The organism is Microcystis sp. M44BS1 (genome assembly GCF_020244875.1).
Taxonomy (GTDB): domain Bacteria; phylum Cyanobacteriota; class Cyanobacteriia; order Cyanobacteriales; family Microcystaceae; genus Microcystis; species Microcystis panniformis.
On sequence record NZ_JADBVM010000049.1, the window covers coordinates 1 to 16,040 of the forward strand.

Here is a 16,040-nt window from a genome sequence, read left to right on the forward strand (position 1 = left end):
CAATCCGTCGTAACGCACCACCTATAAAGATAAAATACAGTAAAATGTAGGGTGCGTTAGACGGCAAAAATTGCTGCTTTGACTTGAAGGCAACAATCCGTCGTAACGCACCACCTATAAAGATAAAATACAGTAAAATGTAGGGTGCGTTAGACGGCAAAAATTGCTGCTTTGACTTGAAGGCAACAATCCGTCGTAACGCACCACCTATCATCAACTAAGTAGCCGGTTATAATTAAAGATTTATTATAACTCGATCGCTGTTAAAATTGCGGTAGAATCGGGAGAGTGACTCGGAGTTTTTTCTTGGGGTGCCGATTCCCGCAAAGGATAGCCATTTATTCTATCAGATTGAGAAGATATTACTTATGATAACACTTGTAACTATATTTTTCACTGCCTTGCTGGCAGTTACGGATTTTACTTACCAAGTTTTGATTCATTTTCCCATACAAATCCTCAATTCTTTGGGGTCGTTGCTGTCCTATGGAGTAATCGGACTGATAATTTTAGTCCTAGTGTGGATTGTGGGTGACTGATTTCTCGGTAGAAAAAAATGAGAGAATCAGCCTTAGCCAATTCTCCCCAATTTAAGCCAACTTTTAGTTTTTACTGTTCACTAGCCACTGCTTGGGGTTGTCCTTGCGGTTGGAATTGGAACAGGGAATAAACCACATTGCGGCGGATATCAATCATCATTTCTAAAAACATCTCGTAGCCTTCCTGTTTATACTCAATTAGAGGGTCTTTTTGACCGTAACCGCGTAAACCAATCGACTCGCGTAAAGCTTCCATAGCTTGCAGGTGTTCGCGCCATAACATATCGATTTGTTGCAGGATAAAATAACGTTCGGCATCGCGCATTAAACCGGGACGAATACTATCCACTTGACGTTCTTTAATTTCGTAAGCTTTGCGAACTTCTTCGTGTAGGAACATCTTGATATCATTGACACTCATCTCCTCGATATCTTTAGCGGTAATATCTGCCAACAGATAGACGAATTCTTGGGATTTACTAATCAGTTTTTCTAAATCCCATTCTTCTGCCGGCAGTTCGGGATTAATATAAGCCATGACGATTTCATCCATGGTTTTTTCGGCGTATTGCAGCACCTGTTCTTTTAGGTCCATCCCCTCCAAAACCCGACGACGTTCGGCATAAATAGCACGCCGTTGATTATTCATCACCTCGTCGTATTCAAACACCTGTTTCCGGGCATCATAATAGAAGGTTTCCACTTTTCTTTGCGCGCCTTCCAGGGAACGAGTTAACATTCCCGACTCAATGGGCATATCTTCTTCCACCCGGAAGGCATCCATTAAACCCGCCACGCGGTCGCCCCCAAAAATCCGCAATAAATTATCTTCTAGGCTTAAAAAGAAGCGTGTGGAACCGGGGTCGCCCTGTCTGCCCGCCCGGCCTCGCAATTGGTTGTCAATACGGCGGGATTCGTGGCGTTCCGTCCCGATAACGTGCAGTCCGCCCCTTTCTACTACCTCATCGTGTTCTTTACCTGTGTAATCTTCATAACTTTTGCGAATTAATTTATAGACTTCCCGTAACTTTTGAATAACCGGGTCATCCGTGGGGGCTTTTTCGGCCGCGATGGCGATTTTTTCTTCTACTTCTAATTCGGGTAAACTTTGAGTTCCGTGGGTATCAACGGCAAATTTAACCGCTTCTTTCAGGGCATTTTCTACCTCTTTCGGTAACTCGGTGGGAAAAATTTCCGCCGAGGCGCGCCAGTTTTTTTTCTTCTTACCCGGGGCGAATCCTTGCGGGCGATTGCGTTCTCCTAAACTGGGTAAACTAAAGGCCAAATTGTCATCCTCGGGCATAACTAATTTCGGCATTAAATACTCGCGAATTTTCAATCGGGCCATATAATCGGAGTTACCACCGAGGATGATATCGGTTCCCCGTCCCGCCATGTTCGTGGCAATGGTTACGGCCCCGGCCCGGCCTGCTTGGGCGACGATTTCCGATTCCCTTTCCACGTTTTCCGGACGAGCATTAAGTAAGTTATGGGGAATCTTTCTTCCCTGTAATAACAGCGAAAGCACTTCTGATTTTTCCACACTGGTGGTACCAACTAAAACCGGGCGACCCTGTTCGTGCATTTGTTGACATTCTTCGGCGACGGCGTTCCATTTTGCCTGTTCATTTTTATAGACCACATCGGCTAAATCTTGCCGACGAGAAACGCGGTTAGTGGGAACAATTGTTACTTGCAGGTTATAGACTTTTTCTAGTTCCGTTTCTTCGGTTTTAGCCGTCCCAGTCATGCCGGATAATTTCGGATAGAGTAGGAAAAAGTTTTGATAGGTAATCGTGGCTAAGGTTTGGGTTTCCTGTTGAATTTCTACCCCTTCCTTAGCCTCCACTGCCTGATGTAAACCATCGCCCCAACGTCGCCCCGGTAATACCCGTCCCGTGAACTCATCAACAATAACAATTTCACCACTGCGGACGATATAGTTAACGTCTTTTTTCTGGAGTTCTTTGGCACGAATAGCGTTAGAAATATAGTGCGCCCAGGGATTTTCTTGGTCGTATAAATCGGTAACTTCTAATAGTTCTTCCGCTCTTTTAAAGCCTTCATCGGTCATTAAAACGTTACGGTCTTTTTCGTTAACTTCGTAGTCTCCCGGTCCGTCTTCTACTTTTTGGCGCACTAATTGCTTGGCGATTTCGGCGGCGAGAATATATTTTTCTGTGGGTCGATCGATCTGTCCTGATATAATTAATGGAGTTCTGGCCTCATCAATAAGAATGGAGTCCACCTCGTCAATAACGCAGTAGTTAAAGGGTCTTTGGACAACTTCCCCCATCACTGTAGCCATGTTATCGCGCAGATAATCAAAGCCGAGTTCGCTGTTAGTGGTGTAGGTGATGTCACAGGCATAATTTTTCTTTCTTTCTTCCGGACTCATGCCGGCTTGAATTAGTCCCACACTTAACCCTAAAAAGCGGTGTACCTGCCCCATCCATTCCGCGTCACGACGGGCGAGATAATCGTTAACGGTGACGACGTGAACCCCTTTTCCGGTCAATCCATTCAAATAAGCGGGGAGTGTGGCCACCAGGGTTTTTCCTTCCCCGGTTTTCATCTCGGCGATTTGTCCTTTGTGCAGTACCATTCCCCCCAATAACTGCACGTCAAAGTGACGCATCCCTAAGACTCGGATTCCCGCTTCCCGGACAATGGCGAAAGCTTCGGGGAGGATTTCCTCGAGAATCTCCTCTCTCTCGTCATAATTTCTGGCTTTGTCCAATCTTTCCTTAAATTCGCTGGTTTTGCTCCTTAATTCCTCATCGGACAGGTTTTTAATGTCTTCTTCCAGCAGGTTGATTTCGGTGACGAGGGGCTGAAATTTTTTAATTTTGCGGGCGTTGGGGTCTCCGAGTAGGGCTTTTAACATAGCAGTTTTTATTCTCTCGCTTCGATTGGCTCTTGGTCTGTGGTGTTAACAATTGTATCACTCTGGTTGGGAGTGGAGAATCATTTATCGGTGAACAGGGACGGCGTTGTCAGATTCAGAAGAGGAAAGATGCAATGCTCCCAACTGATTCGGAGCATCTTTCAATTTGACAACGCCGATTGTAGGGCTAATTCATGAATTAGCCCTACGCCGATTGTAGGGCTAATTCCACTGCTAAATCGAGCGACCCCTTCGACTTGGCTCAGGGCAAGTCTTGTTCCCCACTTAAGCCCAACTATCGGCACTATTCGTTCATTAAACACTAATTGTCAAGATGCCATGTAATCTTTCCTATCAAAGTAATTTCAGTTCCGGTGCTGATTCGGAGATCTTTCAATTTGACAACGCCAAAATTTTTGAGACATTTCAATATAAATTTAAAAGGCAACCGCAACAAAAAAGGAAGAAAAACCCTAATAAATATAACCTAGAAGACGCTTTATCTGTGGTTGAAACCTGCGATAAAATATCAATCTAGGGTTTGCGGCAAAAAGTACGGGCGAAGCATTCGGATAGAAAATCTACGGTTTCACCGATAGGTTATTGCCCGAATGCTTCGCCCCTACAGGACGCGGGCCGATGAAAACGCAAGGTTTTGAAGCACAATTCTCTCAAAATCTTGCACCTGTACTGATTATTTATTCTCCCTTTTACCTGTCCTGATATGTAGCCTATAGTCAACGGATTTAGTATTAATCTTCTCTCACCGGTGGCTTAACTAAAGGGGAAACCACCATATTTATTGATAATTATATCTATAGTTTCCATAATTGCGATCGATTCTCCCAAAATGGAGATAATTTGTTGATAATGTTCTAGGTCATCGTAGCTAAGGTGGCGACCTTTGCGGTCTTTTAGCCACTTCTGACACACTTGATAACCGCCGATATAAAAGTTCCAAATTTGGGGCGGAATCCCCGCAAAATACTGGTCAGAATTAATCGAAATTTGTTGTTTATTTTCGTTATATTTCACCTGTTCGACTAGATTAGAACCCGCCACGGGATAGCTACTAATTTCTTTTCCCGTTGCTTTCATTAGGTGTAAATGTACTAATCTGTCACCTTTTTTGACTAATTCCCAGAATAATTCTTGATTACTGGTGAGAGGAACACGAGGAAAGTCTATTTTTAAAAATTCGGCGTAACGTTGGCGATATTGGGGAGAGTGAAAGACAGCATAGATATAGTTAAAAATGTCTTCCGGTCCAAAGGTTTTCTTTTTGTCTCCTTTGCCATCACTGATAAATTCTAATTCAAGTTTTGCCGAAAGTTCCTTAATAAATTCTGGTGCTAGATTGGGACGGCGTTTTATTTGCATTTCACCGAATAGAGTTAGTTGATCACTTGGATAAAAGTAAAGAGGGAAAAGATAAGCTGAACCTTTATTGCTGACAGTTACCCGATTATCAATTACATAATCAGTGGCAATGGCATGATTAAAAATAGATTCAGCAACTTGTCTAGTTGTAATCAAACCTAAATTATCATCAATCATATTATTCATAACTTCTTGCTTAGGTCGATCTACTAATTCCTGATGCTGAAAATATTTTCGGATGTCAAAGGGACGATATAAACAATTGATTATTTTTTCTTTCCAATAGTTATCTTTAGCAAGAGTTTTCCTTTTTTCTCTTAGATTCCAATCTTTTCTATCATATTCTCCATAAATAGATTGAAAATCAATTTCAGAAATATCTAAGTTTCTAAAATCATTGATACGTTTTTCTAAATTATCTATATCTATATCAAAAACTAATTCATCTCGGTGGGTTTTAATTCCAGTTGAATTAACTGGCATAATTTCAGTAATCTTCCAAAATTGATCGTATTCCGAGCGCAGATTAATATTCTGAGGTTTAAATAGATAAAAAGGAGAATCAGGTTGTAATTCCTGCCAAGAAGTAGAATAAAGATCATTTTCCTCTAACCAGTGATACTTACCACCGACAATAACTTGATTCTCAATTATCTCTCTTTTACCCCATAAATCAGCATGATAAACTTTAGCTAAATTTGAAGAACTATTGTGATATTTAATAAAAATACCAATAGCTACACCTTGCTGAATATCAAACACATTTTGATCCGGTGAACCGTCGGGACAGATTTCTTTTTTCTTACTGTTGCCGTGTAAATCGAGAATATAAATATCATCAAAAGTTTTTAATAAACTTTGACGCATTCCCCGAAAAGTTAGATTATCTAAATAGCTGTGATTAGTTATAAATGCAAAAACTCCGTAACCAGTGGATGACAATCGATACTGAGCAAAACGAATAAATTTTACATAATCATCAAGTAATAATTTAGAGTTACTCTCGCCTAATGGTTTTCCATCTAATTGATAATAATCTCTGACCAAATCTATAATCCACGGATCAGTATTCTCTGAAACCGCAGAATAGGGTGGATTGCCTAAAATAACCATAACTGGCATTTCTTGCTTAACATCTTTTGCCGCGGCTGCTTCATTGCGAATGCGATTTAAAAACCCATCAGCAGGGGGAATTTGAAAAGCTTCCTGTAGGGTGTTAGTGAGATAGATTCCTAAGCGTTCATCGGCACTAAAATCATAGCCTAATTCCTGAAGTTGTAAACCTAATTTCATGTGTGCTACGGTGTAGGGAGCCATCAGTAACTCAAACCCAAAGAGACGGGGTAATAAATGTTTACTGACATAACTAGACCACATCCCTTTCTGTTGACGAAAACTATCATAGATATGGTCGATAACAGAGTGTAAAAAAGTCCCAGTTCCCACAGCAGGATCGAGGATTAAAACCTGGTGAACTTCCTGAGTTTCTTGGCTATCATTAGGATGCTTAATCGTAATTTTTTTGGCATCGGCCAAACCTTTAGGAATCTGAAACTTATTTTTCAGAATATAGTCCACACTGCGAACCATGTAAGAAACCACGGGTTCAGGGGTATAATAAACCCCCCTAGACTCACGCATTTTACTATCGTATTCGGCTAAAAAAGTCTCATAAAAGTGAACCACAGGATCCTGCTTGCGCGTGCGTTTTCCAAAGCTGCTAAGAATTCCCTCCATGTCCGTTTGTTGTAAAATAGTGGCTAGAGTATCCACGGCCCAAGTAATCCGCTCATCTAATTCTGTACCAGCAATTTGATGAAAAATTCCCCGCAAAAAAGGGTTAGTTTTCGGCAGTCGAAATCCCGCCGTTTCCCTGGAAAAAGAACTTATTTGATCCGTATTACAGCGTGCTGCGAATAAACCATAACAAATTGTTTGTGCGTACATATCCGCAAACTGTGCTTCGTTGAGATCACTAATTAAAACTCGTTGAAAAGATTGCAATTGTTGCCGCAACATTCCCCCGCAATCTTGATCTTTTAAAGCTTGGCCGATTGCATCTCGAATTAACTGCGCTAAAGCGGCCATTTTTTTCGCTAATTCTCGCGGTGTTGTTATCTGAATAACTTTCGAGAGGAAAAATTGACAGAACAGTTGTTCTACTTGTAAAATACCCTGGGAATCAGGTTTAATTTGCTTTTTTTGATTAAGAGTTGCCACAGACGCTGATAGACGCAATTCTCCCGATACATACCAACGAAATTCTAAATGATCGGTGATAATTAAATTACCCAAAGCCTGTAAATAACGTTTGATTTGGGGAGTATTTTCAACCTTTTTCAGAGAAGTTCCGATATCTTTTGCTTCCAGATGGCCAATTTCTACCATACCCTGATTAATCACAAAATCCGGAGCGCCACAAGCAATCCTTTTCGGTTCATTGAGAGCTTGTAGGTTATTATTTAGGGATTCAATTAATTTTTTTAAAGCAGGACGATAACTGTGTTCTGTGGCGTTACCCTGTTGATAAATTCCCGTGATTTCCTCTAGATATTTTGGCAGTGAGTTACTCATTATCGTTGCGACATACAAACGTTCTTCTATAGATAAAATATAACCTCATTTGGCCCCAATGTCCACTGAGATGCCCTCATCCTACCTTATCCCTATCCTCAAGGATACCAAAATCAGCTAAAATGAGATAATCGATAGGCGATAATCTCATCCCAAAAACTTCACCAAAATATTAACGATGGTCAAAGTATCATCTCCCTTATCTCTAGAGCATCTCTACCATGTTCCCACCTACAGTATAGCCGATACTGCGCGCTATCTCCATATTCCTTTACCCACTCTGAGAACGTGGGTACGAGGACGCACCTACCCGACAAAAAAAGGACAAAAAGAGTTTTTACCCCTCATTCAACGGCCTAATCCGAATATTCCGCAACTTTCCTTTACTAACTTAGTGGAAGCGCACGTTTTAAGAGTTATTCGCACCGTTCATAACATCCCTCTCGATAAAGTTAGACTTGCCCTAGACTATATCAGTGAACAATTTAACACCGATCATCCTCTGGTTAAAAAACAATTTAGTACCGATGGAATTGACCTTTTTATTGAACAATTTGAACATTTAATTAATGCCTCGCGTTCGGGACAATTGACAATGAAACAAGTCTTAAATAATCTCTTAACTCGTATTGAATGGGATGAACAAGATATCGCCACACGGCTTTTTCCCACTATCGACATAAATGGGCAAGACTTCAGCGATAAAGTCCTAAAGATAGACCCGAATATTTCCTTCGGAAAACCCGTGATCACAGGAACAGGAATTCCCACTAAAGTTGTCACAGAACTTTATGATGCGGGGGACTCTATAGAAGATATTGCCAATGATTATAATTGTCAACCTTGGCAAATTGAAAAAGCGATTTTATTCGAGTGCAATTGGCAAGCGGCATGACCTATCAATACACCTATTTTATAGACCGCGCTTTAGGAAAATCTATCGGTGAAGCTTTGCAAGAAATAGGGGTTAAAATTGAATTTCATCATGCCCATTTTGCCCCAGATGCACCGGATACGGAGTGGCTACCTATTGTTAGTCAAAGAGGATGGATAGTATTAACTAAAGATGTAAACATTGGTAGAAATATTTTAGAAGTTCAACAGATAGCCCGTTATCAGGCTCAAGTATTTGTTCTAGTTTCTGGCAACTTACCTCGTCAAACCATGATTAATATTTTTGTCGAAACAATCGATAAAATCGAAAAAATAGTTCAAGGTAATCAAGCCCCTTTTATCGCCAAAATATACCAAGATTTTTAAGTAAAATTGTGGAAAAATAAAAATGAATTAACCAGAATAATAGAAACTATGTAAAACTTATTAAAATATTTTTTATTCAGTAAAAAATTACAGCTAAATTTGTTGACAATATTCTCACCATTACCTTTGAGGCAATTGTCGAAATTGTCTGAGCAGTGAACCGGTTCAATCAACTTCTTAATCCCCCCACTTGCTGTTAAATTGATTTCCGTTCACTTCACCCAGGGGAAGGGGGGACTTCTGGCGAGATTTGAGTTAAACTAGAAAGGTTGACTATTGACAAACATCGATCGCACAGGAGTAAATTATGTCTAGAGTCTGTACTATGACGGGGAAAAAGGCCAATAACGCCTATGCGGTGTCCCACTCCCACCGTCGCACCAAAAAATTACAAGAAGCTAACCTACAATGGAAAAGAGTTTGGTGGTCGGAAGGCAACCGTTGGGTAAAACTACGCGTCTCCACCAAAGCTATCAAAACCATTGAAAAGAAAGGATTAGCCGTCTTCGCTAGAGAAGTAGGCTTAAACTTGAATTTGTACTAAATGAGTAGTTCAGAAGTGGAGACGAATCGGCCCTATGGTTGACTCCTCTGCTTTTGATTATTAAGTATTGCAACAGGGCGTGATGTGGGGTGAAAACTACCTTTAAGATTAAAAACTTAAAACGACCTGTTCAGGAGAATTTCAATGTACTCAACCCTATTAATGGCCGCCACCGCCGTACAAGGTTCCAGCGAATGGAGTCCCAAAGTGGCGATTGTCATGATTATCTGCAATATTCTCGCTATTGCTTTCGGTAAAGCGACTATTAAACAACAAAATGTCGGTCCTGGTTTACCTTCCCCCGCTTTATTCGGTGGTATGGGATTAGGCGCTTTACTGGGTACTACCAGTTTTGGTCATGTCCTCGGCGCCGGTGTCATCCTCGGTCTCTCCCGTCTCGGAGTTATCTAAGTCTGTTTTGATTTTCTCAATCGGTGGCCAAAAGTCACCGATTTCTTTTGTGAAAAATTCTGGAGTATATAATAAATATGACCTTACCTCAAAAAAATTCTTTTTGGTACGATGAGCGATTTCAGAAGATTTTTCTACAGGTAATTATCCTGCTAATTGTCTGCCTAATTTTCTGGTTTTTTGGTCGCAATTTAGTGATTAATTTCCAACGCTTACGCTTAAGTTTTGGCTTTGGCTTTCTCTTTGATTCCGACCGACCAGCCTCTTTTGCTATTGGTGACTCTCCTATTTCCTACAGTCCCACCGATACCTATTTTCGCGCTCTTTTGGTGGGATTAGTTAATTCCCTCCGTATTATGATTAGTGGCATATTTTTGGCAATTAGTCTGGGAATAGTCATCGGGTTAGGTCGCTTGTCGGATAATTGGTTAATTCGTCAGTTGGCTACAATTTATGTGGAAACTATTCGCAATACTCCTTTATTATTACAATTATTTTTCTGGTATTTCGCTGTATTTCTGAAACTGCCGAAGATTGAGGAATCTTTAGAGTTTTTTGGCAGGGTATTTTTAAATAACTCAGGAGTCTATTTGCCTTTTCCCGCCAATAGTTTCAGGACATGGTTAGCCTTAGCTATAATGATTTTAGGAATAATTATCTCAGTATTTTTATACCTAAAAAATAAACTTGGTTTATGTCTAACTAGCCTACTACTCCTAGTTATAATTCCTCTAATCTGGGGTTTACAATGGCAAAGTCCCCAAGTTAATCCTCTTAATCAAAATATTGACTTCGGTTTACATCTTTCTTCCGAGTTTGCTACTCTCCTAATCGGTTTAACTGTTTATACAGCTGCCTTTATTGCGGAAACGGTACGGGGGGGGATTCAATCGGTTAATCGGGGACAATGGGAATCAGCTAAAGCTTTGGGATTAAAACCTTTATTAGTGATGAGATTAGTGATTTTTCCCCAAGCTTTGCCGGTGATTATTCCTCCTTTAACTAATGAATGTTTAAACCTTGTTAAAAACTCTAGTTTAGCGATCGCTATTGGTTATAATGATATTTATGCTATCTCTAGTACCATCGCTAATCAGACAGGAAAAGCTGTAGAAATGTTAATAGTAGTTATGGCCACCTATTTATTCTTTAATCTGGTGATTTCCTTGACTATGAATCAATTAAACCAACGGGTAAAAATTCAGGAAAGGTAGGGTGTGTTAGCGAGCGCGTAACGCACCGAATCGCACCAAAAGGTAGCCTAACGCACCAGAATTTAGCGATAAATTAATTAATGAGCATTACCAGAATATAAAGCGGTGATAATTGCTGTCACCGCAGGACTAAGACTAGATAAAACCACCACGGAAGCGGTGGCAATGATGATAGTAGTAGCCATTCTCACCATACCATCTGTACCTTTTTGATAGGCATCAAATTTATATTCTAATCGGTCAACTTTTTGACCAAGTTCTTCTCGCAATTGAATCAACGCTTCTCTGATGTCATCATTACTGGGATTTTCGGGAATTTGCATAACCTTAATTAGCAATCAACTAACAACCGCCTATATTATAGCAGTTCTTAGCCATAAATTACAATTTTTTATCAGGAGGAGGAGTCAATCGCCAACGCACTAAAAAACTATCAATACTTTCTAAACATTCCAAGTCATCTTTAGGTAAATAAGAATCTTTTGACAAGAAAGAAAAAGCCTGCTGAAACTCTTGACTATCAGCTTGAATCGGACTAGCAAAATGACAAGGAATAACCTGTTTAATCGGCCATTGGGAAATTCTATCAACCCATTGAATAACCTCGTCAGTAGTGCGATTAAGAATCAAAGTTTGCAAAATTGGGGCTACTATTAACCTCCCCTCGCGACGCAAATTTAAAAAAGTCTTTTGCCAATCATCCCCCCATTGAAAAGGGAATAAACCAAAATAGGCTTTTTTACTCTTTTCCTTAGCAGTAAAAGCATCTCGAAAGACCTTAATCCAATTGGGAACAGCTAAAACAGGAGGTTGAAAATAAAGAGCAAAAAGACAAATTCTTTGCCAACCCCGACGGCGATTTTCTGGGGTATCCTCCACCAGATCCTTAGCCGTATTTTTAGCGTGAAACAGCAGCGGATAGGGGTCTAATTCTAAAATAGCGGGAGGATCTTCTGGGATAGAAATAATGCCATCAGTCAGCAGTAGAGTTTGAGAGTAGTGATGAAAAAAAGCCACCTCCGAGAAGTACCCCACATTCAGATCGATTGCGGGTAAAATTTCATAACTAAAATCTTTTCCTAAAGGAGTAGTTGCCGAGTCAGCAGGTAAAATTTCCGTTCGTTTTGCTGGTAAACCCAACCAACTCAAAGGTAAATTAAGAGGAAAACTCCATTGATTAGGAGCAACATAAACTATAGCCTTAGGAAAATAACGAGCAAAAGGACCCACAAAAACCTTATGTTCAATCCCAGAAATCGTCGGCAAAATAATATATTTAACTTCCCCGTGTTCACTTTCCAACTCACGCATTAAGCGAATACATTCCGGAGTCGGGGCCACAGGTGCATAAACAAATAAACCCCCAGATGCTAACTTAATTACCGTCATACGAATCGGCACGACTACATAAAAAATACCCTGCAATTGCTCAAATGTCCAGAGCGTATCTTTCACCACTTCTTGGCGAATTGTCCGTCTTTGACCGTAGGGATAAAGTGGTACAATTGGCCAAAAAGGCCATGATAAATCTTGCGGACTAATTGCGGCTTTTGTCATCGTCTGATTCTATGGCTGAAAATCTCTATTTTAGTTATCATAAACCCTTCTAATCCCCATGACTAATAAACTGCCCATTGATTCTTTGGTCAATACTTGGAATAGTCTCACGGGGGAAGTGATGAAAAGACTCCCCATCGACCAGTTGACTAATACTGTCCTCCAGTGGTTTAGTGTCAGTGATAGTCAAGTAGCGGAAATTTTAGAAAAAGTCCGTCAAGAATTACCCACCACCGAGGCGCTATTAATCGGTAAACCGCAAACGGGAAAAAGTTCGATTATTCGGGGAATAACGGGAGTTTCGTCGGAAATAGTCGGGCAAGGTTTCCGTCCCCACACCCAAAACACCCAGCGCTACACCTACCCCGCAGAAGATTTACCCCTGTTGATTTTTACCGATACGGTGGGGTTAGGGGATGCCTATCAACACACAGACACGGTAATCGCGGAATTATTGGCAGATTTAGCCGAAAACACGGGACGCGCCCAGGTTTTTATCCTGACGGTAAAAATTGATGATTTTGCCACCGATAGCCTTCTGGAAATTACCAAACAACTGCGGCAAAAATACCCTAAAATCCCCTGTTTACTGGCTGTAACCTGCCTTCATCAGCTTTATCCTCCTAATACCGCCGATCATCCCCCTTATCCTCCTGATTTCGAGGATATCAATCGCGCCTATCAAGAAATTAAAGAAACTTTTAAGGATTTATACGACAATTCTGTGCTAATCGATTTCACCCTAGAGGAAGACGGTTACAACCCCGTTTTTTACGGTTTAGAGGCATTTAGAGACAATTTAGCTGATTTATTGCCAAAAGCCGAGGCTAACACCATCCACCAACTTTTAGATCGGGAAACCAGCGATAAATTAGGCCATCTCTATCGGGACGTGGCCCGACGCTATATGTTAGCCTTTTCCGTCATAGCGGGAACCTTGGCGGCGATTCCCTTACCCTTCGCGACTATGCCCGTGTTAACCGCCCTACAAGTGTCAATGGTGGGGGTTTTAGGTAAATTATACGGTCAAGTCTTAACCCCATCCCAAGCCGGTGGAATTGTCAGTGCGATCGCTGGCGGCTTTTTGGCCCAGGCCATCGGTCGGGAATTGGTGAAATTTATCCCCGGTTTTGGCAGTGTCATCGCCGCTTCTTGGTCCGCTGCCTATACCTGGGCCCTAGGAGAGGGTGCTTGTGTCTATTTTGGCGATTTAATGGGGGGTAAAAAACCCGATCCTAAGAGGATTCAAAGGGTGATGAAAGAGGCTTTTTCTGCTGCCCAAGAAAGATTTAAAAATGTCGCTACGGGAGGAGATAATTAAGCGGTATTCAAAGATTATAGTCATTTCAAATAAATCTGATACACTCTAGAGCGATGGGAAAATATCTTAAGAATTTCTGGTATGTAGATATAGATTCGTCCAGTGTACGAGGGTGAACTGACTAATAACAGTTATCAGTTAGACGTTTTCAGTACAATACCGAAGGCGCTGCCTAATACTGTGCCGAGCTTGTAGTATATTAACTAAGTGTAATGCGTCTCTTGAACGGGAAACGGCTTTGCTGATTTTAAGTATGAATTGTCCCCTAGACAATTTTTCAAACCTAGTCCTCAGCGTTGGTTGTGGATAGGATGCACAATTAGCATTCATATCTTGATTCAGCAACGCCTAAAACTGTTAGAATAGGTCAAGTCAATTAACTAGAGGCCCTATGTTAGCTCTATCCTATCCACACATAGAAAAAAGTGACGACCAACCCGCACATTTACAAAGATTACCGCGTATCCGCGTTGCTCAAATTGTCATGGACTACATCGCCTATGGTTGGTCTGTAGAAGAAATCTGTCGTCAACACCTTTATTTAACCCTAGCCGAAGCTCATGCAGCCATGGGTTACTATTTTGACCATCAAGAAGAAATTGACCAAGAAATCACAATGGAATGGCAACAAGTACAAGAAAATATGACTAATCAAGCTGCCAAGTCGCCTTTTTATATTCGTATGAAAGCCAAAGGGCTACTGTAAATGACTATTGCTTTGTACATGGATGTTCACGTTCCCCAGGCAATTACCGAACAGTTGCGTCGCCGAGGCATAGATGTATTAACAGCATTTGAAGACGGAACCGAACAACTACCTGATGATCAACTTTTGCTAAGAGTAACTGAGCTTAAGCGCATTCTCTTTACCCAAGACATTCGCTTTAGAGTTTTAGCGGAAACTTGGCAACTAACAGGCAAACCGTTTTCAGGTTTAATTTTTGGTCATCAACTTGGAGGCACTATTGGTCAATTTGTCAAGGATTTAGAATTGATTGCTAAGGCTTCTGAACCTGACGAATGGCTCAATACAGTTGAATATATCCCGTTCAAGTAATAGACAAAACATATCAAAAATGTGCCATCAGTTTCAGTGAGTAGCAGTATAATGGCTTTATGCAGTTTGACTGGGATAAAAATAAGGCAGAACGCAATCTATCAAAGCACGAAGTCTCATTTGAGGAGGCAAAAACTGTTTTTGATGATCCTCTCTATGTTGACTTCTACGATCCAGAGCATTCTGAAGATGAGGATCGTTATCTTCTCGTTGGACAGTCAAACCGAGGACGATTGTTGATTATATCCTATACCGAAAGGGGTAACTTAATACGCCTCATTAGCGCAAGAGAAGTGACAAAAACCGAGCGAGAAACCTATGAACAGGGATAAGTCAGGAATGGAAGATGATTTACGCGCAGAGTATGACTTCAAGAGCCTTCGAGTCAGAAAGTTAGGCCCTGGAAGAAAAAGTTTTGCTGGAGTTACTGTACGGTTAGAACCTGATGTCGCAGAAATGTTTCCTAGTGCTGATGCAGTTAATGAGGCACTACGATTCTTAATTAGAGTGATGCGAGATAATCAGGCTCTTGCTCCAACGGCAGCGGCTAAAAATTCAGAGGTAGCCGAAGATTAAAACGATTGCTAAATAGTCAAAAGTGCCTCAAGGCGATAGCGTTGTAGCACCTTAAACCCTATACTTTACCCACAGTTAAAAACCAAAGGAAAAAGGCAGTAAATCCGAGAGATTAAAACAATAATTTTGCTGAGTTCCACAGATAATAATCTCCGCTTGCGGTGCTAATTCGGCTATCCATTGACGACAGGCTCCGCAGGGAGTTAACTGACTAATATCATCCTTCCCATCGATACAGGCTATAGCGATCGCCCGTATTTCTCGATCGCCCGCTGCGATTATTTGCGCTAAAGTTGCCCTTTCCGCGCACAAACTCAAGCCATAACTCGCGTTCTCTACATTAGTACCAGCATAAATCTTTTTATTTGTCAAGACCGCTGCCCCCACTCGAAAACGGGAATAGGGAGAATAGGAAAGTTTCGCCACTTCCCGAGCAGTGTCACAGAGTTGTTGTCTTTCTTGTTCAGATAGGGTCATCGGCTAGATAACATCCGAGGGAACTTTGATTACTTCTTAATTATCGGTTTGGTCGTGCTTTGATGACATCCGAGCAAGACGGCCATTTGCCGTTGAGATAAATTTCCCTCTTGACTAGGTTGGTAGAGTAAGTTTCTTTGTTCTATGTTAAGATGTTGGTAGCTTAGTTTTTGGGATTTGTTGTTGCATTGATCCGACAATACCTCATGAGCCTTTCTCTGTCAACTCTTAAGGAGTCGTGCG

General features: G+C 41.1%; 15 protein-coding genes and 2 pseudogenes. 10 read left to right on the top strand and 7 right to left on the bottom strand.

Annotated features, from left to right (window positions below):
- The 3 genes and pseudogenes from IM515_RS02780 to IM515_RS02790 all read right to left on the bottom strand — a co-directional run.
- Window positions 1-214, bottom strand: a pseudogene (locus IM515_RS02780) (hypothetical protein); the annotation flags it as partial.
- Between the two features lie 395 nt (window positions 215-609).
- Complete coding sequence (secA, locus tag IM515_RS02785) at window positions 610-3,426, bottom strand: preprotein translocase subunit SecA (protein ID WP_287628140.1); 2,817 nt, start codon at window positions 3,424-3,426, stop codon at window positions 610-612.
- A 774-nt stretch (window positions 3,427-4,200) separates the two neighbouring features.
- Complete coding sequence (locus IM515_RS02790; protein WP_287628141.1) at window positions 4,201-7,380, bottom strand: type ISP restriction/modification enzyme; 3,180 nt, start codon at window positions 7,378-7,380, stop codon at window positions 4,201-4,203.
- Window positions 7,381-7,558: 178 nt separating this feature from the next.
- Here IM515_RS02790 and IM515_RS02795 point away from each other — a divergent pair, with 178 nt between their 5' ends.
- The 5 genes from IM515_RS02795 (at window position 7,559) to IM515_RS02815 (ending at window position 10,809) form a co-directional block, all read left to right on the top strand.
- Complete coding sequence (locus IM515_RS02795) at window positions 7,559-8,275, top strand: DUF433 domain-containing protein (RefSeq protein WP_287628142.1); 717 nt, start codon at window positions 7,559-7,561, stop codon at window positions 8,273-8,275.
- On the top strand, window positions 8,272-8,640 hold the full coding sequence (locus tag IM515_RS02800) for a PIN-like domain-containing protein (RefSeq protein WP_193959353.1): 369 nt from the start codon (window positions 8,272-8,274) through the stop codon (window positions 8,638-8,640). The genes IM515_RS02795 and IM515_RS02800 overlap by 4 nt, the downstream gene beginning before the upstream one ends.
- Before the next feature lie 307 nt (window positions 8,641-8,947).
- A complete protein-coding gene (gene rpmB, locus IM515_RS02805) occupies window positions 8,948-9,184 on the top strand; it encodes a 50S ribosomal protein L28 (RefSeq protein WP_002767474.1) in 237 nt (78 codons plus the stop codon).
- 144 nt (window positions 9,185-9,328) lie between these two features.
- Window positions 9,329-9,595 carry a photosystem I reaction center subunit PsaK gene (gene psaK / locus IM515_RS02810; RefSeq protein WP_002767475.1) on the top strand — a complete coding sequence of 89 codons (267 nt, stop codon included), beginning with the start codon at window positions 9,329-9,331 and terminating at the stop codon, window positions 9,593-9,595.
- Between the two features lie 77 nt (window positions 9,596-9,672).
- A complete protein-coding gene (locus tag IM515_RS02815; RefSeq protein WP_287628143.1) occupies window positions 9,673-10,809 on the top strand; it encodes an amino acid ABC transporter permease in 1,137 nt (378 codons plus the stop codon).
- Window positions 10,810-10,886: 77 nt separating this feature from the next.
- On the opposite strand, the gene IM515_RS02820 is transcribed toward IM515_RS02815, so the two are convergent.
- A complete protein-coding gene (locus IM515_RS02820) occupies window positions 10,887-11,132 on the bottom strand; it encodes a ssr2422 family thylakoid membrane protein (protein ID WP_002749050.1) in 246 nt (81 codons plus the stop codon).
- 58 nt (window positions 11,133-11,190) lie between these two features.
- A complete protein-coding gene (locus IM515_RS02825; protein ID WP_002767479.1) occupies window positions 11,191-12,366 on the bottom strand; it encodes a DUF4336 domain-containing protein in 1,176 nt (391 codons plus the stop codon).
- A gap of 58 nt (window positions 12,367-12,424) precedes the next feature.
- Between IM515_RS02825 and IM515_RS02830 the strand changes: the two genes are divergently transcribed.
- The 5 genes from IM515_RS02830 (at window position 12,425) to IM515_RS02850 (ending at window position 15,320) form a co-directional block, all read left to right on the top strand.
- Window positions 12,425-13,687, top strand: coding sequence for a YcjF family protein (locus IM515_RS02830; protein ID WP_287628144.1), 1,263 nt, complete (start codon window positions 12,425-12,427; stop codon window positions 13,685-13,687).
- Window positions 13,688-14,078: 391 nt separating this feature from the next.
- Window positions 14,079-14,393 carry a DUF433 domain-containing protein gene (locus IM515_RS02835; protein ID WP_002793501.1) on the top strand — a complete coding sequence of 105 codons (315 nt, stop codon included), beginning with the start codon at window positions 14,079-14,081 and terminating at the stop codon, window positions 14,391-14,393.
- A complete protein-coding gene (locus tag IM515_RS02840) occupies window positions 14,394-14,744 on the top strand; it encodes a DUF5615 family PIN-like protein (protein WP_052276054.1) in 351 nt (116 codons plus the stop codon).
- A 59-nt stretch (window positions 14,745-14,803) separates the two neighbouring features.
- Complete coding sequence (locus IM515_RS02845) at window positions 14,804-15,076, top strand: BrnT family toxin (protein WP_287628145.1); 273 nt, start codon at window positions 14,804-14,806, stop codon at window positions 15,074-15,076.
- A complete protein-coding gene (locus tag IM515_RS02850) occupies window positions 15,063-15,320 on the top strand; it encodes a hypothetical protein (protein ID WP_002767488.1) in 258 nt (85 codons plus the stop codon). Before IM515_RS02845 ends, IM515_RS02850 begins: the two co-directional genes overlap by 14 nt.
- A gap of 75 nt (window positions 15,321-15,395) precedes the next feature.
- On the opposite strand, the gene cdd is transcribed toward IM515_RS02850, so the two are convergent.
- Both cdd and IM515_RS02860 read right to left on the bottom strand, forming a co-directional pair.
- Window positions 15,396-15,797, bottom strand: coding sequence for a cytidine deaminase (gene cdd / locus IM515_RS02855; RefSeq protein WP_287628146.1), 402 nt, complete (start codon window positions 15,795-15,797; stop codon window positions 15,396-15,398).
- Window positions 15,796-15,997 (bottom strand): annotated as a pseudogene (locus IM515_RS02860) (helix-turn-helix domain-containing protein); the annotation flags it as partial. The pseudogene IM515_RS02860 and the gene cdd, both read right to left, overlap by 2 nt.
- Window positions 15,998-16,040 lie beyond the last annotated feature (43 nt).

Coding starts and splice junctions, on each gene's coding strand:
- IM515_RS02825 (WP_002767479.1), bottom strand. CDS start 12,366: ATGACAAAAGCCGCAATTAGTCCGCAAGATTTATCATGGCCTTTTTGG.
- IM515_RS02795 (WP_287628142.1), top strand. CDS start 7,559: ATGGTCAAAGTATCATCTCCCTTATCTCTAGAGCATCTCTACCATGTT.
- secA (WP_287628140.1), bottom strand. CDS start 3,426: ATGTTAAAAGCCCTACTCGGAGACCCCAACGCCCGCAAAATTAAAAAA.
- IM515_RS02845 (WP_287628145.1), top strand. CDS start 14,804: ATGCAGTTTGACTGGGATAAAAATAAGGCAGAACGCAATCTATCAAAG.
- IM515_RS02820 (WP_002749050.1), bottom strand. CDS start 11,132: ATGCAAATTCCCGAAAATCCCAGTAATGATGACATCAGAGAAGCGTTG.
- IM515_RS02815 (WP_287628143.1), top strand. CDS start 9,673: ATGACCTTACCTCAAAAAAATTCTTTTTGGTACGATGAGCGATTTCAG.
- IM515_RS02835 (WP_002793501.1), top strand. CDS start 14,079: ATGTTAGCTCTATCCTATCCACACATAGAAAAAAGTGACGACCAACCC.
- IM515_RS02830 (WP_287628144.1), top strand. CDS start 12,425: ATGACTAATAAACTGCCCATTGATTCTTTGGTCAATACTTGGAATAGT.
- IM515_RS02800 (WP_193959353.1), top strand. CDS start 8,272: ATGACCTATCAATACACCTATTTTATAGACCGCGCTTTAGGAAAATCT.
- IM515_RS02840 (WP_052276054.1), top strand. CDS start 14,394: ATGACTATTGCTTTGTACATGGATGTTCACGTTCCCCAGGCAATTACC.
- IM515_RS02850 (WP_002767488.1), top strand. CDS start 15,063: ATGAACAGGGATAAGTCAGGAATGGAAGATGATTTACGCGCAGAGTAT.
- cdd (WP_287628146.1), bottom strand. CDS start 15,797: ATGACCCTATCTGAACAAGAAAGACAACAACTCTGTGACACTGCTCGG.
- rpmB (WP_002767474.1), top strand. CDS start 8,948: ATGTCTAGAGTCTGTACTATGACGGGGAAAAAGGCCAATAACGCCTAT.
- IM515_RS02790 (WP_287628141.1), bottom strand. CDS start 7,380: ATGAGTAACTCACTGCCAAAATATCTAGAGGAAATCACGGGAATTTAT.
- psaK (WP_002767475.1), top strand. CDS start 9,329: ATGTACTCAACCCTATTAATGGCCGCCACCGCCGTACAAGGTTCCAGC.